The following is a 22,348-nucleotide window of genomic DNA, read 5'->3' on the forward strand; positions in this document are numbered from 1 at the left end:
GATGCCGTCATGTCTACGAATCACACTATGTCGCGCCTTTTCGCCGTTGCGCTCATCACTTTGTTGCTGGGTGCCGGCGGCTTCGGTTATTGGCGATCGACTCAGGACCGCCTGCCCGAAGGCCTGAGCATGGGCAATGGCCGCCTGGAATCCACCGAAGTGCAGATCGCCGCCAAGATCCCCGGGCGCCTGGCCGAAGTGCGCGTAGATGAAGGCGACAAGGTGCTCAAAGGTCAATTGCTCGCACGCATGGACACCCGCACCCTTGAAGCCCAGCGCACCCAGGCCGAAGCCGAAGTGCTGCGCGCCAAGGAAAACTTCGCCGCCGCCGAGGCCAACGTGCAACTGCGCCAAAGCGAACAATTGCTGGCCCACCAGGAACTCAAGCGCACCCAGGAGTTGTACAAGCGCGGCTTTGCCAGCAGCCAGTTGATCGACCAGCAGCAAGCACGCCAGAACACCGGCAATGCGGCCGTGATCGCAGCGCAGGCTCAAGTCAACGCAGTGAAAGCGGCCATCGGCGCGGCGCAGGCCCAAGTGGCCCAGCTCACCAGCGAAATCGACGACAGCAGCCTGCGCGCGCCCATCGACGGCATCATTCAATTGCGCCTGGCTGAACCGGGTGAAGTGCTCGGCGCAGGCGGCAGAGTGTTACTGCTGATTGACCCGAATGATCAGTACATGAACCTGTACCTGCCCGCCTCCGTCACCGGCCGCCTGACCGTTGGCAGCGACGCACGCATCCTGCTCGACGCCCTGCCCCAGCAGCCGCTGCCGGCAAAAATCAGCTTTGTTGCAGCCAAATCGCAATTCACCCCAAAAGAGGTTGAGACCCGCGACGAACGCCAAAAACTGGTGTTCCGCGTCAAGCTGCGCCTGACCCAACCCAGCGCCGTACCACAAGCCAAACCGGGCATGCCTGGCGCGGGTTATGTGCGCACGGCAGATATCGACTGGCCGGCCAACCTGCAATGACCGACCTGGCGCTGCACGCCACCGGCATCCAACACCGTTACGGCAAGCAACAGGCGCTGATCGACATTGCCTTCAGCCTGCCGGCGGGCACCCGTTGCGGGTTGATCGGCCCGGATGGCGCGGGCAAGTCAAGTTTGCTGGGGCTGATCGCCGGGGTCAAAAAACTTCAGGCTGGCCAGCTTGAGGTGCTCGGCGGCTCCATCGAAGATCGCCGCCATCGCAATAGCCTGTACCCGCGCATCGCCTTTATGCCCCAAGGCCTGGGCGGCAACCTTTACCCTGAGTTGTCCATCAGCGAGAACATCCGTTTCTTCGCCACGTTGTTCGGTTTGTCCAAAGCCGATTGCGAGCAACGCATGCACAACCTGCTGCTGGCCACCGACCTCGCACGCTTCGCCGAGCGCCCGGCCGGGAAGTTGTCCGGCGGCATGAAGCAGAAGCTCGGCCTGTGCTGCGCGCTGATCCACGACCCTGATTTGTTGATCCTCGACGAACCCACCACGGGCGTCGACCCACTGTCGCGGCGGCGTTTCTGGGAGCTGGTCGAAACCGTGCGCAGCGAGCGCCCACAGCTGACGCTGCTGGTAGCCACCGCCTACATGGAAGAGGCCGAGCAGTTCGAACATTGCCTGATGCTCGATCGCGGCAAGCTGATCGCCGACGGCCTGAGCCGCGAGCTGGCAGCCGTTACACCCAGCGGCAAACTCGATGAAGCCTTTACTCATTTCCAGGGTGACAGCGCCCACGACAACCAGGCGCTGGTGATCCCGCCGCGCGAAAGTGGCAACACTGACATCGCCATCGAAGCCCACGACCTGACGCTGCGCTTTGGGGATTTTACGGCGGTGAACAAGGTCAGCTTTGCGATTGGTCGCGGCGAGATATTTGGCTTCCTCGGCTCCAACGGCTGCGGCAAGACGACCACCATGAAAGTTCTCACCGGGCTGATGCCGGCCACCGAAGGCAGCGCCACGCTGCTGGGTAACCCGGTGAATGCCAAGGATTTGGCCACTCGCAAGCGCGTGGGCTTTATGTCGCAAAGCTTTTCGCTGTACGGCGAACTCAGCGTGCGCCAGAACCTGGTGCTGCATGCGCAACTGTTCGACTTGCCCAAGGCCGACAGCGGCCCGCGTATCGACGAGCTGATCCAGCGCTTCGACCTCGGTGAAGTGGCCGAGCAACCCTCCGGCGAGTTGCCCCTGGGCCTGCGCCAGCGCTTGTCACTGGCGGTGGCGGTGCTGCATCGCCCGGAAGTGCTGATTCTCGATGAGCCGACCTCGGGCGTCGACCCCGCGGCGCGGGATGATTTCTGGCGGCTATTGGCTGAGTTGTCCCGCGAGCAAGGCGTGACGATCTTTCTGTCCACCCACTTTATGAACGAGGCCCAGCGCTGCGACCGCATCTCGCTGATGCACGCGGGCAAAGTGCTGGCCTGCGACACCCCCGACGCGTTGCAGCAGCAATTCCACGGCGACACATTGGAGGCTGCGTTCGTCACCTGCCTGGAACAGGCCCAAGGCGAAGCCGAACCTGCCGCACCGAACAAAACTGTCAGCGAAAGCAGCACGCCGACCGTCAGCAAACGCGGCTTCAGCATCGCCCGCCTGCTGGCCGTGGCCAGTCGCGAAGGCAAAGAGCTGTTGCGCGACAAAGTGCGCATGCCCTTCGCCCTGCTCGGTGCGATGTTCATGATGGTGATCTTCGGTTACGGCATTTCCCTGGACGTGGAAAACCTTGCCTTCGCCGTCTACGACCAGGACCAGACTCCGCAAAGTCGCGCCTACCTGGAAGCCTTCCGCAGCTCGCGCTACTTCGCCGAACAAGCCCCCATCCGCGATGCCAACGAACTGCACCGGCGCCTGCAACGTTCAGAAATCAAACTGGCGCTGGAAATTCCACCCGGTTTTGGCCGCGACCTGTACGCCGGCCGCCAACCCACCGTGGCTGCGTGGATCGATGGCGGCATGCCGTTTCGCGCCGAAACCAGCCGTAACTACGTCGAAGCGGTGCACCAAGGCAATCTCCAGCAACTGGCCGAACTGAGCAGCCTGCCCGGCAGCACACAAGCCGCCGCCAAGCTGGAAACACGCTTTCGCTACAACCAGGATGTAGTCAGCGTGAACGCCATCGGCCCTGGCGTGATGGCGCTGATCCTGGCGTTTATCCCGGCAATGCTCACCGCGTTGGGCATCGTGCGTGAAAAGGAGCTGGGGTCGATCACCAACTTCTACGCCACGCCGCTGACGCGCCTGGAGTTCCTGTTGGGCAAACAGGCGCCGTATCTGGCCGTTAGCCTGGTGAACCTGGCACTGCTGGTGGCGATGAACCGCTGGCTGTTCGGCGTGCCATTCAAGGGCAGCGGCGTGGCGCTGGCGGTAGGCGGCCTGTTGTATGTACTCGCAACGACGAGCATGGGTCTGCTGATTTCCGCGTTCACCCGTACCCAGATCGCGGCGATCCTCGGCACCATGATCATCACCAGCCTGCCGACCATCCAGTTCTCCGGGCTTATCGTACCGCGCTCGTCCCTGGAAGGCGCGGCCGCGCTGATGGGCACGTTATTCCCCGCCGGGCACTTTCTGGATATCGCAGTGGGCACCTTCACCAAGGCCCTGGACCTGCGCCAGTTGTGGCCGCAATGCCTGGCGCTGTTCGGGTTTTTCGTCGGGTTCACTGGGCTGAGCCTGATCATGCTCAAGAAGCAGGAGGCCTGATGCACAAGCTCGCTCATATCCTGCGCCTGGGCTTCAAGGAATTGACCAGCCTGCGTCACGACAGCGTATTGCTGCTGTTTTTGTTCTACGCCTTCACTGTCGCGATCTACATGCCCGCCGCTGGCTCGGTCATTGGTGTGCACAACGCCAGCGTGGCGTTTGTTGATGAGGACCACAGCGCGCTGTCGCGGCAAATGGCCGAGGCGCTGCAGCCGCCCGAGTTTCAACCGCCTGCACCACTGGCCTACGACCAATTGGACAAGGTCATGGACAGCGGCGAGTACACCTTCGTGATCAATGTGCCAGCCAACTTCCAGGCCGACCTGTTGGCCGGGCGCCAGCCGGGTGTGCAGGTGAACGTCGATGCCACAGCGATGAGCCAGGCATTTATGGGCGCAGGCTATATCGGCCGGATTTTCCAGCGTGAGTTGCAAAGCTACAGCGGGCAAACCGACGCGGCTGGCAAGACGCCTGCGCGGCTGACCACACGGGCGTTGTTCAACACCAACCTGGAAGGCGGCTGGTTTTTGGCGGTGATCCAGATCGTCAACAACATCACCATCCTGGCCATCGTGCTCACCGGCACGGCGCTGCTGCGCGAGCGTGAACACGGCACGCTCGACCATTTGCTGGTGCTGCCGCTGACCGCGCTGGAAATCATGCTGGCAAAAATCTGGAGCAATATGCTGGTGGTGGTGCTGTGTACGTGGCTGTCGCTGGAGCTGGTAGTCAAAGGCTTGCTCGGTGTGCCGCTGGCCGGGTCTTTGAGCCTGTTTTTGCTGGTGACGGCGCTGTACCTGTTTGCGAGTACGGCACTGGGGATCTTCCTCGCCACCCTTGCGCGTTCGACGCCTCAGTTTGGCTTGCTGGCGATTCCGGTGATTATTCCGATGCTGCTTCTGTCTGGCGGCAGTACGCCATTGGACAGCATGCCCGAGTGGTTGCAATGGGTGATGCAAGGCTCACCGTCGACGCACTTTGTGAGTTTGAGTGCGGCCATACTGTTTCGTGATGCGGGCGTGGGTGTGGTGTGGCCGGATTTGCTGGCGTTGGTGGGGATTGGGTTGGTGTTTTTTGCGGTGGCCTTGGCCAGGTTTCGTAAAAGCCTGGCTTCCTGAAGCGTCTGTACTGGCGCCATCGCGGGCAAGCCCGCTCCCACCGTTGGAATGCATTCACCTGTGGGAGCGGGCTTGCCCGCGATAGTCGCGCAGCGACTTACTGGATGATCAAGTTGTTGAACAACAGGTCTTCCACCACCGGCTTGCCGGTCTCGTCATTCATGACTTGCTGGGTTTGCTTCAGGGCTTCCTGGCGCAGCTTTTCTTTGCCTTCGACCGTGCTCATGGCTTCGTTGGTCTGCTGGGTAAACAGCGCCACCAGTTGGTTACGAATCAACGGGTCGTTGGCTTTGACAGCCGCAGCCGCTTCAGGCCCGGTCACGCGCAGGGCGATGTCGGCCTTGTAGACCCGCAGTTTTGCCGTGCCATCCAGGCCGTAATTGCCCACAAAGGGTGGGGTCAGGCTGATATAGCTGACCTTCGGCGCCTCGCCTTCTTTCGCTTCTTCGGCCTGGGCTGCCAACGGCAAGGTCAGGGCGAGCATCAACAGGATCCACGCTTTCACAGTTCATTCCTCGAATTCGGTTGCCGGGTAGCATAACGCTAGCAAGGCTGAGTACAAGCTTATGGCGACTTATCAGGGCCAGGCATGCTCGTTGACCCACGGGCGTACCCTCCTACACTTATCGGCCACGACGCCAAAAGGAATAGTCCGATGAAAGCTGTGCTGTGCAAAGCCTTCGGCCCCGCCGAAACCCTGGTGCTGGAAGAGATCGCCAGCCCCGCGATCAAGAAGAACGAAATCCTGCTGGACGTGCACGCGGCCGGGGTGAATTTCCCGGACACCTTGATCATCGAGGGCAAGTACCAGTTCAAGCCGCCCTTCCCGTTCTCGCCGGGTGGCGAAGCGGCCGGCGTGGTCAGCGAAGTGGGTGAAAAGGTCAGCCACCTCAACGTCGGCGACCGGGTCATGGCCCTGACCGGTTGGGGCAGCTTTGCCGAGCAGGTCGCGGTGCCGGGCTATAACGTGCTGCCGATCCCGCCGAGCATGGATTTCACCACTGCCGCCGCCTTCAGCATGACCTACGGCACCTCGATGCATGCACTGAAACAACGCGCCAACCTGCAACCTGGCGAAACCCTGCTGGTGCTCGGCGCTTCCGGCGGCGTGGGCCTGGCGGCGGTGGAAATCGGCAAAGCCATGGGCGCCCGGGTGATTGCCGCCGCCAGCAGCGCCGACAAACTCGCCGTGGCCAAGGCGGCCGGTGCGGATGAGCTGATCAACTACAGCGAAGCCAGCCTCAAAGACGAGATCAAGCGCCTGACCGACGGCAATGGTGTCGATGTGATCTACGACCCCGTCGGCGGCGACCTGTTTGACCAGGCCGTGCGTGGCATTGCCTGGAACGGACGCCTGCTGGTGGTGGGCTTTGCCAGCGGGCGCATTCCCGAACTGCCGGTAAACCTGGCGCTGCTCAAGGGTGCGTCGGTAGTCGGGGTGTTCTGGGGCTCGTTCGCCCAGCGCCAGCCGCAGGACAATGCGGCGAACTTCCAGCAGTTGTTCACCTGGTATGGCGAGGGCAAGTTGAAGCCGTTGGTGTCGCAGACTTACCCGCTTGAGCAGGCTGCGCAGGCGATCAATGACCTGGGGCAACGCAGGGCTGTGGGAAAGGTTGTCGTCCAGACCCGCTGAATGCGGTTCATGTGGGAGCTGGCTTGCCTGCGATGGCGGCGGGTCAGCTCACACAGCTGCAATTGATAGACCGCTATCGCAGGCAAGCCAGCTCCCACAGTTGATCTCTTTAGGTCTTAAGACCTGATACCGACCCACACTTATCTATTAGCGACATGTTCGTAAGAGAACATGCAATCGCTCCAATTTCCTGTGTTTGCAGATAAGAGGCGATGCTATTTTCGGTAACGAAACTGTAACATTCGCATCCGCAGTCAAAACAAGAAATTTGGAGCTCTTGAATGTTTGCTTTCTTTCGTCCTGCCGCACACCAGGCGCCCCTGCCTGAAGAAAAAATAGACAGTACCTATCGACGGCTGCGCTGGCAGATCTTCGCCGGTATTTTCTTCGGTTACGCGGGCTACTACCTGCTGCGCAAAAACTTCTCGCTGGCCATGCCGTACCTGATCGACGAGGGTTACACCCGTGGCGAGCTGGGCCTGGCAATGTCAGCCATCGCGATTGCCTACGGCTTGTCCAAGTTCTTGATGGGCCTGGTGTCCGACCGCTCCAACCCACGCTACTTCCTGCCCTTTGGCCTGTTGATATCGGCCGGGGTGATGTTCATTTTCGGTTTCGCACCTTGGGCGACGTCCAGCGTAACCATGATGTTCATTTTGCTGTTCATCAACGGCTGGGCCCAGGGCATGGGCTGGCCGCCGAGTGGGCGCACCATGGTGCACTGGTGGTCGCAGAAAGAACGCGGCGGCGTGGTGTCGGTGTGGAACGTGGCGCATAACGTCGGCGGCGGCCTGATCGGCCCGCTGTTCCTGCTGGGTATGGCGTGGTTCAACGACTGGCACGCAGCGTTCTATGTGCCGGCGACCGTGGCATTGGCCGTGGCGGCATTTGCCTTCATCACCATGCGCGACACCCCGCAATCGGTCGGCCTGCCGCCCATCGAGCAGTACAAGAACGACTACCCGGAAGGCTACAACGCCAGCCACGAAGACGAGTTCAGCGCCAAGGAAATCTTCGTCAAGTACGTGCTGCGCAACAAAATGCTGTGGTACATCGCCTTCGCCAACGTGTTCGTCTACCTGCTGCGCTACGGCGTACTGGACTGGGCACCGACCTACCTCAAAGAAGCCAAGCACTTCGACGTGGATAAAACCTCGTGGGCGTACTTCTTCTACGAGTGGGCGGGCATTCCAGGCACGCTGCTGTGCGGCTGGATGTCGGACAAGATCTTCCGTGGCAACCGTGGCCTGACCGGCATCGTGTTCATGGCGTTGGTCACCGTGGCGACCCTGGTTTACTGGCTCAACCCGCCAGGCAACCCAATGGTCGACATGATTGCGCTGTTCTCCATCGGCTTCCTGATCTACGGCCCGGTGATGCTGATCGGCCTGCAGGCGCTGGAACTGGCGCCGAAGAAAGCCGCGGGCACCGCTGCTGGTTTCACGGGCTTGTTCGGCTACCTGGGTGGTTCGGTGGCAGCGAGTGCAGCCATGGGCTACACCGTGGACCATTTCGGCTGGGACGGTGGGTTTGTGTTGCTGGTGGGCGCATGCCTGTTGGCGATCGCGTTCCTGATCCCGACGCTGTGGCACACCAACAGCGTCAGCGCGGCGCGTTAATTCCCGCCGCAGTCTTTGGCACAACGCTTGAGCCGCGCCTCCAGGTTTTTATCTGGCATGGCGTGGCTACGCAGGGCGTTCACGGTCTGCTCGACATAATCGCGAGTGGTGCCGTAACGCCCGCAAGCGCTTTCCAACACGTGGTTAAGCACGATATCGGGCAGGTTGCCAGCATAGCTGGGCAAGTGCCGCTCCAACACAAACCCCAGCGCCTGCACTTGGCTGCCATCTTCCAGGCGGCAGCTGAGCCAGTGCGGTCGGTACGACGGGTAAGGCATCTCGCGCTGCCACAAGGCATAAAGCGAGGCCTCAAGCTGGTCTTCCGGCAAGCGGTAGGCAAACCCGCTGCAAGAACCGCCGCGATCCAGGCCGAACACCAACCCCGGCGACTCCGGCGTGCCTCGATGCTCATGTGACCACAGGTACAAACCCCGGTGATAACCGTGAACCCGTGCGCGCATGCGCTGGGTCGACGAGCATTCGGGACGCCAGATCAGCGAACCATAAGCGAATAGCCAGACCGGCCCGCCCTTATGCCTGGCCATGGTGGCCTGCATCGAACTCATTAATTGCTCGTGAGTCAATTGCGGCCCCAGATCGAGCCGCGGAGGGTAAGCCAATTGCAACAGATCGGTTTCAATAACGGTCATGGCGGATCGCTTAGGTCCCCTGCGTGTTACCAGTTGTAAGCAACTTTACCGTAATAAAACGCGCCGCTGTAACCGTACGGCGAAAAAGTGCTGTAGGCGAGGTTGCCGCCGCTGCTGGCGTAGGCATTGACCTTCTCCGGGTATTTATCGGTGATGTTGTCGCCGCCCAACGTGAAGGTCCAGTTCTTCAACTTATAGTCTGCCGACAGGTCCAGCACCCAGGCGGCCTTGAAGGTCTGGTCGTTGACCTTGTCGGCCTGGTAGCTGGTGAATTCCCCATAGCGCACCAGGTTGCTGTGCAGCGCCCAACGACCGTAGGTGAAGTCGTTGCCCAGGCTGAGCTTGTGCTGCGGCGTGGTATCGCCCAGCAAACCAATGCGCTCACGGCGGTCTACCCGCACCAGGTTGGCGCCCAGGCTGTCCAGAATCGCCGGGTTGGGCTTCACGTCGGTGACTTTGGTGTGGTTGTAGTTGTAGCCCACGGTGCTGTTCCAGCGGATGCCGTTATCGAACGGGTAACGATAGTTGGCCACCAGGTCGACACCGTCGGTGCTGGTGTCGGTGGCGTTGGTGAAGTAGCGGGCGCTGGTGTAGTTGATGTTGCCGACGCCATTGGCTTGCAGGTAGGCGATAGTCGCCGGGTTGAGATTGAGGTTGGATGACAAGCTGATGCGGTCGCGGATGTCGATGCGGTACACATCGAGCGTCACCGTCAGGTCATCGGCCGGCTCCAGCACCAGGCCAAGACTGTAATTGCGCGACTTCTCGGCCTTCAGGTCTTCGGCGCCCAACAGGCGGGCGACCTGGCTGTTGGCCGGGAAGGTGCCAGCTTCCTGGATGGTGTTGCCGATCAGCTGTGACGAGGTGTAGGCAAAGTTCTGCTGGGCCAGGGATGGCGCACGGAAACCATTGGAAATGCTGCCACGCAAGGCGACGTGCGGGGTGAAGTCATAACGCGCCGACAGCGAGCCGCTGACGTTGGAGCCGAAGTCGCTGTAGTCCTCATGACGCACGGCGGCCGAGGCGCTGAGTTTTTCGGTGAAGTTGGTTTCCAGGTCCAGGTACTGAGCCCAGTTGTGCCGCGAGGTACTACCGGCGTCGGCATCACGGAACCCACCCAGGCCCGAACTGCCGGTCTGATAGTAGGACGCCGGCTCGCCCGCTTCAATTTGATAACCCTGGCGCAGGTATTCGCCGCCAAAAGCCAACGACACCGGGTACGGCAAAAAGCCCACGTCGAACTCACGGGACAGGTCCAGGCTGACCTGGCGCTGATCGTTGCTCAAGGTACCGTTGTTAAATTTGCGCGGAGTGGCCTGGCCGAGTGAGGTGTTGATGGTTTCGGTGCCCAGTTCGTACTGGTTCTTGCCATAGTTGGCCGACAGGTCGTAATGCCAATCGTAGGCCAGCAAGCCGCGCAGGCCGACCACCAAGGACGTGTCTTCAAGATTGCCCTTGATCAAAGGCAGGTAGCCATTGGGGTTGAGCGCCGGGATGTTGTTGGACGCGTTGCTCGCCCGATAGAACGCCGCCGTTTCGCCACGACGCTTGCTGTAACCGCCGAAGGTGTAGAACTCGGCTGCATCGTTGAAGGAATATTCGGAGTTGAACTGGAATTTGCCTTCATTGGTGGCCGGCTCGCCCTGACGAAACACGCGCTGACCATAGGTGGTGGAACCCACGCTGCCAGGGCGGAAATCGTCACCGGCGCGGTTGGTGTAGTCGTTGTCGGTGCCTTCGCCCGAAACGTTGATAAAGCCGTTTTCGCCCAAGGCAAACCCGGTGTTGCCGCTGACGTTGCGCTGGATGCCGTCACCCTTCTTGTACTCGCCAAATTTGGTCGAGACAGAGCCGCCGTGGTCGTCGTGCTTGAGGATCACGTTGATCACCCCGGCAATCGCGTCCGAGCCATAGCGCGCCGACGCGCCGTCGCGCAGCACTTCGATATGGTCGACCGCCGACAGCGGGATCGCATTCAAATCCGCTGGCGCCGAACCGCGCCCCACGGCCCCGCCCAGGTTGACGAAAGCACTGGTGTGGCGGCGTTTACCGTTGACCAGCACTAACACCTGATCCGGCGACAAACCGCGCAACTGCGCCGGGCGTACCAGTTCGGCACCGTCCACCAGACTGGGGCGCGGGAAGTTGATGGAAGGAATCAGACGCGCCAACACCGCGCCCAGCTCATCGGAGCCGGTGCTGCGCAATGTGTCACCGGAAATGACATCGATGGGCGACAACGAAGCACTGGCGGTGCGCTCTTGGGCACGGGTGCCGGTGACGATCACGGTGTCGAGTTTTGGTGCATCGGCGGCTGTTGCGTCCGCCCAGACCGGATTGAATCCCACAGCAGTCAGCAAATTGGCCGACAAAATAGCTGTGTACGCATGTTTCTTGTAACTCCCCATACCGCTCCCCTGCCATTCAAGCCCGGCAATCAAAAAATCAAAGCTTCAATGCTCTGAGTTCACACGATCGGTCCGGCTGGCGGGCGGTAGCGGTCAGTTACTGGTTATTGACGATAAGGCGGTAGTCCGTTGCCTTATAGCTTAATGAGATTATTCCTACATCTAAAATACCTTAATTGCATAAGCATAGGCGGCCGTGTTTTCAGCGCTGGTTCAGGTCATGCCCAACATAAGCCGCCAAACTGCAGATGTTTAGCGACCCACATTAGCCGCTTCTTCAAACGACTATCGAGGTCGAACCATGAAATACCTTTTTTCCGGTCTGCTGCTTTTGCTGCAAACCACCACTGCTCTGGCTTCCGAGGCCGCCGCCAATGACGACAAAGGTTTCTGGTACGCCCAGACCAGTGTCTACACCAAGCATTTTTCGCCGGACCCAAAGCACAACAACAATCAGGACTTGATCAACCTGGAACGTAACGAGGCGTCGGGGTTGGTGTATGGCGGGGCGACGTTTCGCAACTCGTTCAGCCAGCGCTCGTATTACGTCTACGCCGGCAAGCGTTACGATATTGGCGACTCACCGTTTTATATGAAGGTGACCGCGGGCGCGCTACAGGGCTATCGCGGTAAGTACCGCGACAAAATCCCGCTCAACCGTTATGGCGTTGCACCGGCGATCATTCCGTCTGTGGGGGTTCACTTCGGCCCGGTGGCCAGTGAGTTGGTGTTACTGGGGTTCAATGCGGCGATGCTGACGGCAGGCGTGCGTTTCTAGGAACGCCGCCTACCCATGTGGGAGCTGGCTTGCCAGCTCCCACACTGGTTCAGCTCAAGGCTTCAAGGGCGTGGCGCGTAGGCAAACACATCGGCGCGCATCTGGTGTGCATCCATGCCGGCGTCGACCAATGCGTCCAGCGTGCCGTAGATCATCGCCGGTGAACCACTGGCGTAAACGTGCACGGCCTTGAGGTCGCTGATGTCTTCACACACGGCCTCATGCAGCAGCCCGCAGCGCCCTTCCCAACCGCACAGGTCGCTGACCACTTTGTGCAGGAACAGGTTGGGCAGTTGCTGCCATTGCTCCCAGTGTTCGATTTCGTAGAAGTCTTCCGGGCGGCGCACGCCCCAATACAGGTGCACAGGGTGCTTGAAGCCCGAGGCGCGGCAATGTTCGATCAGGCTGTGCATCTGCGCCATGCCGGTGCCGGCAGCGATCAACACCAACGGCCCGTCCGGCAGTTCGGCCAAGTGAGTATCACCAAACGGCAGTTCAACACGGGCCATCTGGTTACGCTGCAACTGCTCGATCAAATTGCGCGCACTGTCCTCGCGAACCAACACATGCAGTTCCAGCTCGCGCCCGGCATGGGGCGCCGAGGCCATGGAAAACGCCGATTTATCGCCGTTGTCACGCTCGATCATCAGGTATTGCCCGGCGTGGTAACGCACCGCCTTCCCGGCCGGCGCACGCAAGCGCACGCGCCATACATCGCCACCGACGTCCACGCACTCACTCAATTGGCACGACAACTTGCGCAACGGCAACTCTCCCGGCGCCAGCACGCCATCCCACAACACAATGCAATCTTCCAACGGCTCGGCGATGCAGGTGTAGAACTCACCATGGTCGCGCACCTCACCGGCTTGCTGCACCCGGCCTTCCACCAGCAGCGCGGCGCACACATGGCACACGCCATTGCGACACGCCTGTGGGCATTCGTAGCCCAGGCGACGCGCGCCTTCAAGGATTCGCTCACCAGGGACCAGCTCCAGTACGGCGCCGGAAGGTTGCAGGGTTACACGCATCAATCTATTCCCAATTCTTTCCAGATCGCATCAACACGTGCGGTCACAGCGTCATCCTTGACGATCACCCGACCCCACTCGCGGGTGGTCTCACCCGGCCATTTGTGGGTGGCATCAAGGCCCATCTTCGAGCCCAGGCCCGATACCGGCGAAGCAAAGTCGAGGTAGTCGATCGGCGTGTTATCGATCATCACCGTGTCGCGCTTGGGGTCCATGCGCGTGGTGATGGCCCAGATCACGTCGTTCCAGTCCCGGGCATTGATGTCGTCGTCAGTGACGATAACGAACTTGGTGTACATGAACTGTCGCAAAAACGACCACACACCGAGCATTACCCGCTTGGCATGGCCTGGGTACGACTTCTTCATGGTCACGATGGCCATGCGGTACGAGCAGCCCTCGGGCGGCAGGTAGAAGTCGGTAATTTCCGGGAACTGCTTTTGCAGGATCGGCACGAACACTTCGTTGAGCGCCACACCAAGGATGGCCGGCTCATCCGGCGGACGGCCGGTGTAGGTGCTGTGGTAGATCGGTTTGATGCGGTGGGTGATGCGCTCGACGGTGAACACCGGGAAGCTGTCGACTTCGTTGTAGTAACCGGTGTGGTCACCGTAAGGGCCTTCATCGGCCATTTCGCCCGGATGAATCACGCCTTCGAGGATGATTTCGGCGGTGGCCGGCACTTGCAGGTCATTGCCACGGCACTTCACCAGCTCGGTGCGGTTGCCGCGCAGCAGGCCGGCGAAGGCATATTCGGACAGGCTGTCAGGCACCGGCGTCACGGCGCCGAGGATGGTCGCCGGGTCGGCGCCCAGGGCCACGGACACGGGGAACGGCTTGCCTGGGTGCTTTTCGCACCACTCACGGAAGTCCAGCGCGCCGCCACGGTGGCTCAGCCAGCGCATGATCACCTTGTTGCGGCCGATCACTTGCTGACGGTAGATCCCCAGGTTCTGGCGATCCTTGTTCGGGCCTTTGGTGACGGTCAGGCCCCAGGTGATCAGCGGGCCGACATCGCCCGGCCAGCAGGTCTGCACCGGCAGCATGGCCAGGTCGACGTCATCGCCTTCGATGACCACTTCCTGGCACACCGCGTCCTTGACCACTTTGGGCGCCATGGCAATGATCTTGCGAAAGATCGGCAGCTTCGACCAGGCGTCCTTGAGGCCCTTGGGTGGCTCGGGCTCCTTGAGGAAGGCCAGCAACTTGCCGATCTCGCGCAGCTCGCTGACCGACTCGGCGCCCATGCCAAACGCAACACGGTCGGGCGTGCCGAACAGGTTGCCGAGCACCGGAATATCAAAGCCGGTCGGGTTTTCGAACAGCAGCGCCGGGCCCTTGTTGCGCAAGGTACGGTCGCAAATCTCAGTCATTTCCAGCACCGGGGAAACCGGCACCTGGATACGTTTCAACTCTCCGCGCTGCTCAAGTTGCTGCACGAAATCCCGAAGATCCTTGAATTTCATTAACCATGCCACCCGTAAAATAGGCGTACATCCTACCTGCTCTTAAGAGCGCTGGCAGCTTATTGCACGTCATTGCGACTCACACCCGACTCAACGGACTCATTACGCATGGTGTGGAAGAAGGGCTCAAGGAACCCTTCCACATAACGCGTGCCTACGGCCGAGAGGTGGTTGTCATCGGTATACAGCGACTGGCCATCGCGCTCGACCCGGCACCAGCCATTCGTCTCGCACAGCTTGGGCGCGGGGTCCATGAGTTGCACACCGGGGTCTGCCGCGGCGATGCGCTCAAAAACGCTGCTGATATAGGCCTGGCGCTCGACGTGCTCGGCCAGGGGCAAGCCTTCGCGGTCGGTCGGGCGTCCCAGCATCGCCAGGCGGCTGAGCCGGTAAGGCACGTTGAAAGCCTGCAGCGGTACCTCCTTGACCAGCCACACCCTGTGCCCGCTGGCACGCAGTTGCTGCACCAGCGCACTCACACCCTCGGCAAACAGCCGTTCAGCGACGGCGCGGTCGTACTTGCCCGTTTGCGGGTCATGAAGGGAAGCGCCGGTGTCGCCGGAGCGCTGGCCATAAACGTAAAGGCTCCAGCGGGCTACCAACACCACATCACTGAACTGTTCCTTGCTCAACAACTGGGTGACACGCTCGTTGAACGCTCGGCAGCCTGGGGTGTTTTCTTTGCGGTCGAACGGCAGGCACCCGGCGTAACCGGCCTGAGTGATGCCGAAGTCGTACTTGCGCGAGCCGTCGTTCAACGCCGGGATGAGTGCCGAGGCATGGCTGTCGCCCCAGACCAATGCGCGGGCAGCACTCGCCTGCGGGCCAAAATGGCAAAGTTTGCGGTTCGGGTCTTTCTTGTCATCCGACAGGCACTTAATCAGCGTGGGGCTCCAGGTATACGCTTGGGCGAACTGCAACGCCTGGGGCGACAGCCGCGATGCAAACCCATCCGACCACACCAGGCCTTTGCCGATCAGACCCAGCCCGGCGAGCCCGACCACGCCCGCGATCAGAATCGACCGACGACCCGCCAGCAGGCGCCGCTCACGAAACGGCCCCTCGACGAACCGCCAGGACACATAACCCAGCACCAGGCTCAAGACGAACAGACCCGCCAGCGCCCAGGAGGGCAGGCCAAAAATACTCGCGTACTTGCCAAACACCAGCACCGGCCAGTGCCACAGGTACCACGAATAGGAAATCAGCCCGATGCCCACCAGCACGCGACTGCCCAGCAAGCGCCCTACCCAGGTTGGGTGTTGGCCGTTAGCCCAAATCAACCCCACCACACCCAATACAGGCAACAAAGCCGCCGCCCCAGGGAACGCGGTGTTGGCGTTGTAGCCCAATACCGCCACCAGAATCAGGCCCAGGCTGAACAGACTCACAGCTTGCGCCAACAGGGGACTTGCCCGCCGTGCCCGCACTGGCATCACAGCCAGCATGGACCCGGCCAACAATTCCCAGGCACGCATGGGCAGCAGGAAGAAGGCTTTGTCCGGCTCATTGGCCACCGCCCACACGCTCGCCGCAAACGACACCAGCAGCAACACAAACAAGGCGCTGCGCCACTGCTTCAGCCAGCTCGACAACAGCGCCAGCAAGAGTGGGAAGGCAATGTAGAACTGCTCTTCAACCGACAGCGACCAGGTGTGCAACATCGGCTTCATGTCGGAGGCCGTGTCGAAATAGCCGTCCTGGCGCATGAAGAACAGATTGGAGATGAACACCACTTGGTTGTGTATCGAGCGTCCCAATTCCGAATAGTCTTTGGGCGCCATTAAGAACCAACCAGCCACCAATGACGTAAACATCATGACCAGCAAAGCCGGCAGGATACGCCGTGCCCGTCGCGCCCAGAAATCGACGAAGCTGAAACGCCCCGCTTCACGCTCGCGCCAGATGATCGAGGTAATCAGGAAACCTGAAATCACGAAGAACACATCAACGCCGACGAAACCGCCAGTAACGCCGGGAACCCCAAAATGGAACAAAACCACAGCCAGGACAGCAATGGCGCGCAGGCCATCAATGTCTCTTCGGTAAGCAAGAGCGGTCATAAATCGTAATCAGCCTGATACAAATTGAAGAGAGCGTAGGCGTACTCGCCATTTTTGTTTCTTTACTGACACTCTCGGCACACAAACCTCCCTGTTTGGCGCAAAAAAAATGGCACCCTTCAAGGGCACCATTTTCTCAGACCTGAACCGTAGTATTACTTACGCTTCATAGACAGGAAGAACTCGTCGTTGGTCTTGGTGGTTTTCAGCTTGTCGATGAGGAACTCGATGGCGGCTACTTCGTCCATCGGGTGCAGCAGCTTGCGCAGGATCCACATGCGCTGCAGTTCGTCGTCGGCGGTCAGCAACTCTTCACGGCGGGTGCCGGAGCGGTTGATGTTGATCGCAGGGAACACACGCTTTTCAGCGATACGACGGTCCAAAGGCAGTTCCATGTTACCGGTACCTTTAAACTCTTCGTAGATCACTTCATCCATCTTCGAGCCGGTTTCAACCAGCGCGGTGGCGATAATGGTCAGCGAGCCGCCTTCTTCGATGTTGCGCGCAGCACCGAAGAAACGCTTTGGTTTCTCCAGGGCGTGGGCATCGACACCACCGGTGAGTACCTTGCCGGAGCTTGGGATCACGGTGTTGTAGGCACGCGCCAGACGGGTGATGGAGTCGAGCAGGATCACCACGTCCTTCTTGTGTTCGACCAGGCGCTTGGCCTTCTCGATCACCATTTCGGCAACCTGCACGTGGCGGGTTGGCGGCTCATCGAACGTCGAGGCAACCACTTCGCCGCGCACGGTGCGCTGCATTTCGGTTACTTCTTCCGGGCGCTCATCGATCAGCAATACGATCAGGTGAACTTCCGGGTTGTTACGCGCGATGTTCGCTGCAATGTTCTGCAGCATGATGGTCTTACCGGCTTTCGGCGGTGCGACGATCAGGCCGCGCTGGCCTTTGCCGATCGGGGCGCACAGGTCGATGACACGACCGGTCAAGTCTTCGGTGGAACCGTTACCGGCTTCCATCTTCATGCGCACGGTCGGGAACAGCGGCGTCAGGTTCTCGAAGAGAATCTTGTTCTTCGCGTTCTCAGGACGATCGAAGTTGATCGTGTCGACCTTGAGCAGGGCGAAATAACGCTCGCCTTCCTTCGGAGGACGGATCTTGCCGACGATGGTGTCACCGGTGCGCAAGTTGAAGCGACGGATCTGGCTCGGCGAGACGTAGATATCGTCTGGGCCGGCGAGATAGGAAGCGTCTGCAGAGCGGAGGAAGCCGAAGCCGTCCTGGAGAATCTCCAGCACGCCATCACCGGAGATTTCCTCGCCGCTTTTCGCGTGCTTTTTGAGCAGGGAGAAAATCACGTCCTGCTTGCGCGAACGGGCCATATTTTCTATGCCCATTTCTTCGGCCAATTGGAGCAGGTCGGTAATCGGCTTTTGCTTGAGTTCAGTCAGATTCATATAGGAATGACGTAATCATTTATGGAGGGGGGAAATTAAGCTTTTGGCTTAATGAGGCCGCGCCGCAGAGAAGGCGACAGGATCGCGTACTAATCGAAAAGGAATGCGTCGGCGACGGCTTGCAGGGGGCAGTGGAGAAACCAGTGCGGGGCCGAATGTACCACCTGAATTTCGGAGCGTCTAGCCCTGTTTCACGAAAAAGCCCCGCTATTTTGCGGGGCTTTTTTGACGACGCTTAGATGTTCGCGTCGAGGAAAGCTTGCAGCTGGGACTTCGACAGCGCGCCCACTTTAGTGGCTTCGACGTTGCCGTTCTTGAACAGCATCAGGGTCGGGATACCACGCACGCCGTGTTTGGCCGGGGTTTCCTGATTGTCGTCGATGTTCAGCTTGGCAATGGTCAGCTTGCCTTCGTAAGTGGTCGCAATGTCGTCCAGAACAGGGGCGATCATTTTGCAAGGGCCACACCATTCAGCCCAGTAGTCAACCAGTACCGGGCCTTGAGCCTTGAGTACTTCGGCCTCAAAGGTCGCGTCGGTGACGTGCTTGATAAGATCGTTGCTCATGGATGTCTCCGGATTGTAAGCAAAAAAAACGTGGCCCATCATAGCCGCCCTTCCCCCGTTCAGGAAGCCGCCTCTGATTGAGTCTTGCTATGGCGTCGCATGAGTTTGGGTATAGCCCACTCACGGCGTCACGGGAGTCACGAAGGCGATGCCCGTGCGCAATGCCGCATTGCGCACGTGTTCCTGCATGGTTTTCTGCGCCGCAGCACTGGCGCGCCTGGCCAGGGCACGCAGGATCTTGCGGTGCTCTTGCCAAGTCTCCATGGCCCGTTCCGGTCGGATGAACGGTAGCTTCTGGCTCTCCAGGAACACCTCGGCACTGGCACTCAGGATGCTCACCATCGCCTGGTTACCGCTGGCCAGCAGGATCCGCTGATGGAACTCGAAGTCCAGCCGGGCAGCGGCTTCGAAGTCGCCAGCCTTGAGCACTTTGCGCATGGCCTCGACATTGTCTTGCAGGCTGTCCAGTTCATCGAGAGTCAACGTCACTGCCGCCAACCCCGCGGCGAACCCTTCCAGGGCGTAGCGCAACTGGAAGATATCCAGGGGCGTGGCCTGGGCAGCGAAGGGCCAGGCGAACCCCGGCGTTTCTTGCACCTCTTGCACAAACACGCCTTTACCCGGCTGCACACTCACCACGCCCAATGCACTTAAAGACGACAACGCCTCGCGCAACGATGCCCGACTCACGCCCAACTGTACCGCCAGGTCGCGCTGGGACGGCAACGCGTCACCCGCTGCAAAGCCCTGTTCCTTGATCAGTTTGCGGATGGCCTGCAGGGCCGCTTCCGGTACGGCTTGGGCGATGGAATTCATAGAAAACTCAAGGTTGCAGTCAACGGAGCGGCTAGTTGTAAAGCTATTCGCAGCCGGCGGCAAGCCGCGCCCCAAAGGGGCTCGCGAGGTTTTATCGGCGCTCGAAAAAGGTGCGAAAAACTCGCTCACTGTTCAGACCAGTAAGACCACCAGAACTCAACAAATACCAGCGTTCCAGGCCATTGGCGCCGTGATGGCATGGGCCGTGCAATGGCTCGAAACAGAATATTCCCGCGCCCTTCCCCGGAGAGTTGCCATGACCAAGCGCTACAGCGCCCTGCTCACTGCCCTGTTTGCCAGCCTGATGCTGAGCCAGGCGCCCGCCCATGCCAACGGTCTGGACGATATCGTCGCCCGTGGCACCCTCAAGGTTGCCGTGCCCCAAGACTTCCCGCCGTTCGGCTCGGTTGGCCCGGACATGAAACCCCGTGGCCTGGACGTCGACACCGCCAAGCTGCTGGCCGACCAGCTCAAGGTCAAGCTGGAACTGACCCCGGTGAACAGCACCAACCGTATCCCGTTTCTCACTACCGGCAAGGTCGACCTGGTGATTTCCAGCCTGGGCAAGAACGCCGAGCGCGAAAAGGTCATCGACTTCTCCAAGGCCTACGCGCCGTTCTACCTGGCCGTGTTCGGGCCACCTGATGCGGCCATCCACACCACCGATGACCTCAAGGGCAAGACCATCAGCGTGACCCGCGGCGCCATCGAAGACATCGAGCTGACCGCCGTCGCGCCCAAGGAAGCCACGATCAAGCGCTTCGAAGACAACAACTCAACCATCGCCGCCTACCTGGCCGGCCAGGTCGACCTGATCGCCAGCGGCAACGTGGTGATGGTGGCGATCAGCGAGCGCAGTAATAAACGTGGGCTGGAGCTGAAAGTGAAACTCAAGGATTCGCCGGTGTACGTGGGAGTTAACAAGAACGAGCCAGCGCTGCTGGAGAAGGTCAACCAGATCCTGGTCGCGGCCAAAGCCGATGGCAGCCTGGAAAAGAACGCGATGCAGTGGCTTAAAGAGCCACTGCCTGCCGATCTTTGATGCGGAGCTGATTCATGGCGTATCAATTTGACTTTGTGCCGGTGCTGGCCAATACCGACCTGCTGCTACGCGGCGCGCTGTTTACCCTTGAGCTGACGGCTATCGGCGCGATCCTCGGCGTGGCCCTGGGCACCGTCGGCGCTGTGGTGCGGGCATGGAAGATCCAGCCGTTTTCCTGGGTCTTCGGGGTGTATGTCGAGTTGATCCGCAACACGCCGTTTCTGGTGCAGTTGTTTTTCATCTTCTTCGGCCTGCCATCCCTGGGGCTGAAAATCACCGAGTGGCAAGCCGCCGTACTGGCGATGGTGATCAACCTGGGGGCGTACTCCACCGAGATCATTCGCGCCGGCATCCAGGCGGTCCCAAGCGGGCAGCTGGAAGCCGCAGCGGCATTGGCGATGACGCGTTTCGAGGCGTTTCGCCATGTGGTGCTGTTGCCGGCACTGGGCAAGGTGTGGCCGGCCCTGAGCAGCCAGATCATCATTGTGATGCTCGGCTCGGCGGTGTGTTCGCAGATCGCCACCGAAGAGCTGAGCTTTGCCGCCAACTTTATCCAGTCACGCAACTTCCGCGCGTTTGAAACCTACGCACTGACCACCCTGGTGTACCTGTGCATGGCGCTGATGATTCGCCAGTTGCTCAACTGGATCGGCCGTCGCTACGTGATGAGGAACAGCCGATGAGTGATTTCTCCTTCTGGGACATCGTGCGCAACCTCGCCACCGGCTTGCAATGGACCTTGCTGCTGTCGCTGGTGGCGTTTGTCGGTGGCGGCGTTATCGGTTTACTGGTGATGACGATGCGCATCAGCCGCAAAGCCTTCCCGCGCAATCTCGCGCGCACCTATATTGAACTGTTCCAGGGCACGCCGCTGTTGATGCAGCTGTTCCTGGTGTTTTTTGGCATCGCGCTGCTGGGTGTGGATATCTCGCCCTGGCTGGCGGCGGCGATTGCCTTGACCCTGTTTACCAGTGCTTACCTGGCCGAGATCTGGCGCGGCTGCGTCGAGTCGATTGCCCACGGGCAATGGGAAGCCTCGGCCAGCCTGGCGCTTAACCCGCTTGAACAACTGCGCTACGTGATCCTGCCGCAAGCCCTGCGCATTGCCGTGGCGCCCACCGTGGGCTTTTCGGTGCAGGTGGTCAAAGGCACCGCCGTGACCTCGATCATCGGTTTTACCGAACTGACCAAAACCGGCGGCATGCTCGCCAACGCTACCTTCGAGCCCTTTATGGTCTACGGCCTGGTGGCGCTCGGCTACTTCCTGCTCTGCTACCCCTTGTCCCTCAGTGCGCGCTACCTGGAAAGGAGACTGCATGCCTCTGCTTAGAATTTCCGCCCTGCATAAATATTACGGCGATCACCACGTACTCAAGGGCATCGACCTGACGGTTGAAGAAGGCCAGGTGGTGGCGATCATCGGCCGCAGTGGCTCGGGCAAGTCGACCTTGCTGCGTACCCTCAATGGCCTTGAATCGATCAACGACGGCGTAATTGAGGTCGACGGCGAATACCTCGACGCCGCCCGCGCCGACCTGCGCAGCCTGCGGCAGAAAGTCGGGATGGTGTTCCAGCAGTTCAACCTGTTCCCACACCTGACCGTGGGCGAGAACGTCATGCTCGCGCCACAAGTGGTGCAGAAAGTGCCCAAGGCCAAAGCCGCCCAGCTTGCCCGGCAGATGCTGGAGCGGGTGGGGCTGGGGGAAAAGTTTGATGCCTTCCCTGATCGTCTGTCCGGCGGCCAGCAGCAACGGGTCGCCATAGCCCGTGCGCTGGCCATGTCGCCCAAGGTGCTGCTGTGCGATGAAATTACCTCGGCACTGGACCCGGAGCTGGTCAATGAAGTGCTCAGTGTGGTGCGCCAATTGGCCAAGGACGGCATGACCCTGATCATGGTGACCCACGAAATGCGCTTTGCCCGGGAAGTCGGGGACAAGCTGGTGTTCATGCATCAGGGCAAGGTGCATGAAGTGGGCGACCCCAAGACCTTGTTCGCCAACCCAAAGACGCCGGAGTTCGCCAATTTCATCGGCTCGGTGGAGCAGCCGGGCTGAT

General features: G+C 60.4%; 19 protein-coding genes. 10 read left to right on the top strand and 9 right to left on the bottom strand.

Features of this window, described 5'->3' with window-relative positions; translation table 11 throughout:
* Window positions 1-9 precede the first annotated feature (9 nt).
* Genes HBO41_RS24095 through HBO41_RS24105 form a run of 3 tightly spaced genes read left to right on the top strand, consistent with a single transcriptional unit; the run spans window position 10 to window position 4,807 of the window.
* Complete coding sequence (locus tag HBO41_RS24095; RefSeq protein ID WP_099550436.1) at window positions 10-975, top strand: HlyD family secretion protein; 966 nt, start codon at window positions 10-12, stop codon at window positions 973-975.
* Entirely contained in the window at window positions 972-3,689 is a 2,718-nt protein-coding gene (rbbA, locus tag HBO41_RS24100; RefSeq protein WP_169987997.1) for a ribosome-associated ATPase/putative transporter RbbA, read from the top strand. The genes HBO41_RS24095 and rbbA overlap by 4 nt, the downstream gene beginning before the upstream one ends.
* Window positions 3,689-4,807 (top strand): ABC transporter permease, encoded by a 1,119-nt coding sequence (locus HBO41_RS24105; protein ID WP_169987999.1) that lies wholly within the window; start codon window positions 3,689-3,691, stop codon window positions 4,805-4,807. The genes rbbA and HBO41_RS24105 overlap by 1 nt, the downstream gene beginning before the upstream one ends.
* A 97-nt stretch (window positions 4,808-4,904) precedes the next feature.
* On the opposite strand, the gene HBO41_RS24110 is transcribed toward HBO41_RS24105, so the two are convergent.
* Window positions 4,905-5,312: a flagellar basal body-associated protein FliL gene (locus tag HBO41_RS24110; RefSeq protein WP_017135261.1), complete on the bottom strand. Its 408-nt coding sequence runs from the start codon at window positions 5,310-5,312 to the stop codon at window positions 4,905-4,907.
* A 150-nt stretch (window positions 5,313-5,462) separates the two neighbouring features.
* On the opposite strand from HBO41_RS24110, the gene HBO41_RS24115 reads away from it, so the two are divergent.
* Both HBO41_RS24115 and glpT read left to right on the top strand, forming a co-directional pair.
* Window positions 5,463-6,440, top strand: a complete 978-nt coding sequence (locus HBO41_RS24115; protein WP_017135260.1) for an NADPH:quinone oxidoreductase family protein — start codon at window positions 5,463-5,465, stop codon at window positions 6,438-6,440.
* A gap of 281 nt (window positions 6,441-6,721) precedes the next feature.
* Window positions 6,722-8,059, top strand: a complete 1,338-nt coding sequence (gene glpT / locus HBO41_RS24120; RefSeq protein WP_017135259.1) for a glycerol-3-phosphate transporter — start codon at window positions 6,722-6,724, stop codon at window positions 8,057-8,059.
* Here glpT and HBO41_RS24125 read toward each other — a convergent pair.
* The gene (locus HBO41_RS24125) at window positions 8,056-8,709 is read right to left on the bottom strand and encodes a gamma-glutamylcyclotransferase (protein ID WP_017135258.1); all 654 of its coding nucleotides are present in this window, start codon (window positions 8,707-8,709) and stop codon (window positions 8,056-8,058) included. The two genes, glpT and HBO41_RS24125, sit on opposite strands and share 4 nt — an antisense overlap.
* A 26-nt stretch (window positions 8,710-8,735) precedes the next feature.
* Complete coding sequence (locus HBO41_RS24130) at window positions 8,736-11,117, bottom strand: TonB-dependent siderophore receptor (protein ID WP_169988001.1); 2,382 nt, start codon at window positions 11,115-11,117, stop codon at window positions 8,736-8,738.
* Between the two features lie 301 nt (window positions 11,118-11,418).
* On the opposite strand from HBO41_RS24130, the gene HBO41_RS24135 reads away from it, so the two are divergent.
* A complete protein-coding gene (locus HBO41_RS24135) occupies window positions 11,419-11,895 on the top strand; it encodes a hypothetical protein (RefSeq protein ID WP_017135256.1) in 477 nt (158 codons plus the stop codon).
* A 62-nt stretch (window positions 11,896-11,957) separates the two neighbouring features.
* Here the strand turns inward: HBO41_RS24135 and HBO41_RS24140 are convergent, their stop codons facing one another.
* The 6 genes from HBO41_RS24140 to HBO41_RS24165 all read right to left on the bottom strand — a co-directional run bounded on the left by HBO41_RS24140 (window position 11,958) and on the right by HBO41_RS24165 (window position 19,251).
* On the bottom strand, window positions 11,958-12,926 hold the full coding sequence (locus HBO41_RS24140; RefSeq protein ID WP_169988003.1) for a CDP-6-deoxy-delta-3,4-glucoseen reductase: 969 nt from the start codon (window positions 12,924-12,926) through the stop codon (window positions 11,958-11,960).
* The gene (gene ubiD, locus HBO41_RS24145) at window positions 12,926-14,392 is read right to left on the bottom strand and encodes a 4-hydroxy-3-polyprenylbenzoate decarboxylase (protein WP_017135254.1); all 1,467 of its coding nucleotides are present in this window, start codon (window positions 14,390-14,392) and stop codon (window positions 12,926-12,928) included. Before ubiD ends, HBO41_RS24140 begins: the two co-directional genes overlap by 1 nt.
* 59 nt (window positions 14,393-14,451) lie before the next feature.
* Entirely contained in the window at window positions 14,452-16,455 is a 2,004-nt protein-coding gene (locus HBO41_RS24150) for an acyltransferase family protein (RefSeq protein ID WP_169988005.1), read from the bottom strand.
* Between the two features lie 155 nt (window positions 16,456-16,610).
* Window positions 16,611-17,870: a transcription termination factor Rho gene (gene rho, locus HBO41_RS24155; RefSeq protein ID WP_003176825.1), complete on the bottom strand. Its 1,260-nt coding sequence runs from the start codon at window positions 17,868-17,870 to the stop codon at window positions 16,611-16,613.
* 235 nt (window positions 17,871-18,105) lie between these two features.
* The gene (gene trxA, locus HBO41_RS24160; protein WP_003213989.1) at window positions 18,106-18,435 is read right to left on the bottom strand and encodes a thioredoxin TrxA; all 330 of its coding nucleotides are present in this window, start codon (window positions 18,433-18,435) and stop codon (window positions 18,106-18,108) included.
* Window positions 18,436-18,555: 120 nt separating this feature from the next.
* Window positions 18,556-19,251: a FadR/GntR family transcriptional regulator gene (locus HBO41_RS24165; RefSeq protein WP_169988007.1), complete on the bottom strand. Its 696-nt coding sequence runs from the start codon at window positions 19,249-19,251 to the stop codon at window positions 18,556-18,558.
* A gap of 256 nt (window positions 19,252-19,507) precedes the next feature.
* Between HBO41_RS24165 and HBO41_RS24170 the strand changes: the two genes are divergently transcribed.
* The 4 genes from HBO41_RS24170 to HBO41_RS24185 are packed head-to-tail and all read left to right on the top strand — an operon-like array spanning window position 19,508 to window position 22,347.
* The gene (locus HBO41_RS24170) at window positions 19,508-20,293 is read left to right on the top strand and encodes a transporter substrate-binding domain-containing protein (RefSeq protein WP_017135251.1); all 786 of its coding nucleotides are present in this window, start codon (window positions 19,508-19,510) and stop codon (window positions 20,291-20,293) included.
* A gap of 14 nt (window positions 20,294-20,307) precedes the next feature.
* On the top strand, window positions 20,308-20,976 hold the full coding sequence (locus tag HBO41_RS24175) for an amino acid ABC transporter permease (protein WP_017135250.1): 669 nt from the start codon (window positions 20,308-20,310) through the stop codon (window positions 20,974-20,976).
* The gene (locus HBO41_RS24180; protein ID WP_017135249.1) at window positions 20,973-21,623 is read left to right on the top strand and encodes an amino acid ABC transporter permease; all 651 of its coding nucleotides are present in this window, start codon (window positions 20,973-20,975) and stop codon (window positions 21,621-21,623) included. Before HBO41_RS24175 ends, HBO41_RS24180 begins: the two co-directional genes overlap by 4 nt.
* Complete coding sequence (locus tag HBO41_RS24185) at window positions 21,610-22,347, top strand: amino acid ABC transporter ATP-binding protein (RefSeq protein WP_017135248.1); 738 nt, start codon at window positions 21,610-21,612, stop codon at window positions 22,345-22,347. The genes HBO41_RS24180 and HBO41_RS24185 overlap by 14 nt, the downstream gene beginning before the upstream one ends.
* The last annotated feature ends 1 nt before the right edge of the window (window position 22,348 follow it).

The organism is Pseudomonas sp. WS 5146 (genome assembly GCF_012985495.1).
GTDB lineage: Bacteria > Pseudomonadota > Gammaproteobacteria > Pseudomonadales > Pseudomonadaceae > Aquipseudomonas > Aquipseudomonas edaphica.

Coding starts and splice junctions, on each gene's coding strand:
- HBO41_RS24105 (WP_169987999.1), top strand. CDS start 3,689: ATGCACAAGCTCGCTCATATCCTGCGCCTGGGCTTCAAGGAATTGACC.
- HBO41_RS24150 (WP_169988005.1), bottom strand. CDS start 16,455: ATGACCGCTCTTGCTTACCGAAGAGACATTGATGGCCTGCGCGCCATT.
- HBO41_RS24185 (WP_017135248.1), top strand. CDS start 21,610: ATGCCTCTGCTTAGAATTTCCGCCCTGCATAAATATTACGGCGATCAC.
- ubiD (WP_017135254.1), bottom strand. CDS start 14,392: ATGAAATTCAAGGATCTTCGGGATTTCGTGCAGCAACTTGAGCAGCGC.
- HBO41_RS24125 (WP_017135258.1), bottom strand. CDS start 8,709: ATGACCGTTATTGAAACCGATCTGTTGCAATTGGCTTACCCTCCGCGG.
- glpT (WP_017135259.1), top strand. CDS start 6,722: ATGTTTGCTTTCTTTCGTCCTGCCGCACACCAGGCGCCCCTGCCTGAA.
- trxA (WP_003213989.1), bottom strand. CDS start 18,435: ATGAGCAACGATCTTATCAAGCACGTCACCGACGCGACCTTTGAGGCC.
- rho (WP_003176825.1), bottom strand. CDS start 17,870: ATGAATCTGACTGAACTCAAGCAAAAGCCGATTACCGACCTGCTCCAA.
- HBO41_RS24130 (WP_169988001.1), bottom strand. CDS start 11,117: ATGGGGAGTTACAAGAAACATGCGTACACAGCTATTTTGTCGGCCAAT.
- HBO41_RS24135 (WP_017135256.1), top strand. CDS start 11,419: ATGAAATACCTTTTTTCCGGTCTGCTGCTTTTGCTGCAAACCACCACT.
- HBO41_RS24095 (WP_099550436.1), top strand. CDS start 10: ATGTCTACGAATCACACTATGTCGCGCCTTTTCGCCGTTGCGCTCATC.
- HBO41_RS24115 (WP_017135260.1), top strand. CDS start 5,463: ATGAAAGCTGTGCTGTGCAAAGCCTTCGGCCCCGCCGAAACCCTGGTG.
- HBO41_RS24180 (WP_017135249.1), top strand. CDS start 20,973: ATGAGTGATTTCTCCTTCTGGGACATCGTGCGCAACCTCGCCACCGGC.
- HBO41_RS24140 (WP_169988003.1), bottom strand. CDS start 12,926: ATGCGTGTAACCCTGCAACCTTCCGGCGCCGTACTGGAGCTGGTCCCT.
- HBO41_RS24175 (WP_017135250.1), top strand. CDS start 20,308: ATGGCGTATCAATTTGACTTTGTGCCGGTGCTGGCCAATACCGACCTG.
- HBO41_RS24165 (WP_169988007.1), bottom strand. CDS start 19,251: ATGAATTCCATCGCCCAAGCCGTACCGGAAGCGGCCCTGCAGGCCATC.
- rbbA (WP_169987997.1), top strand. CDS start 972: ATGACCGACCTGGCGCTGCACGCCACCGGCATCCAACACCGTTACGGC.
- HBO41_RS24170 (WP_017135251.1), top strand. CDS start 19,508: ATGACCAAGCGCTACAGCGCCCTGCTCACTGCCCTGTTTGCCAGCCTG.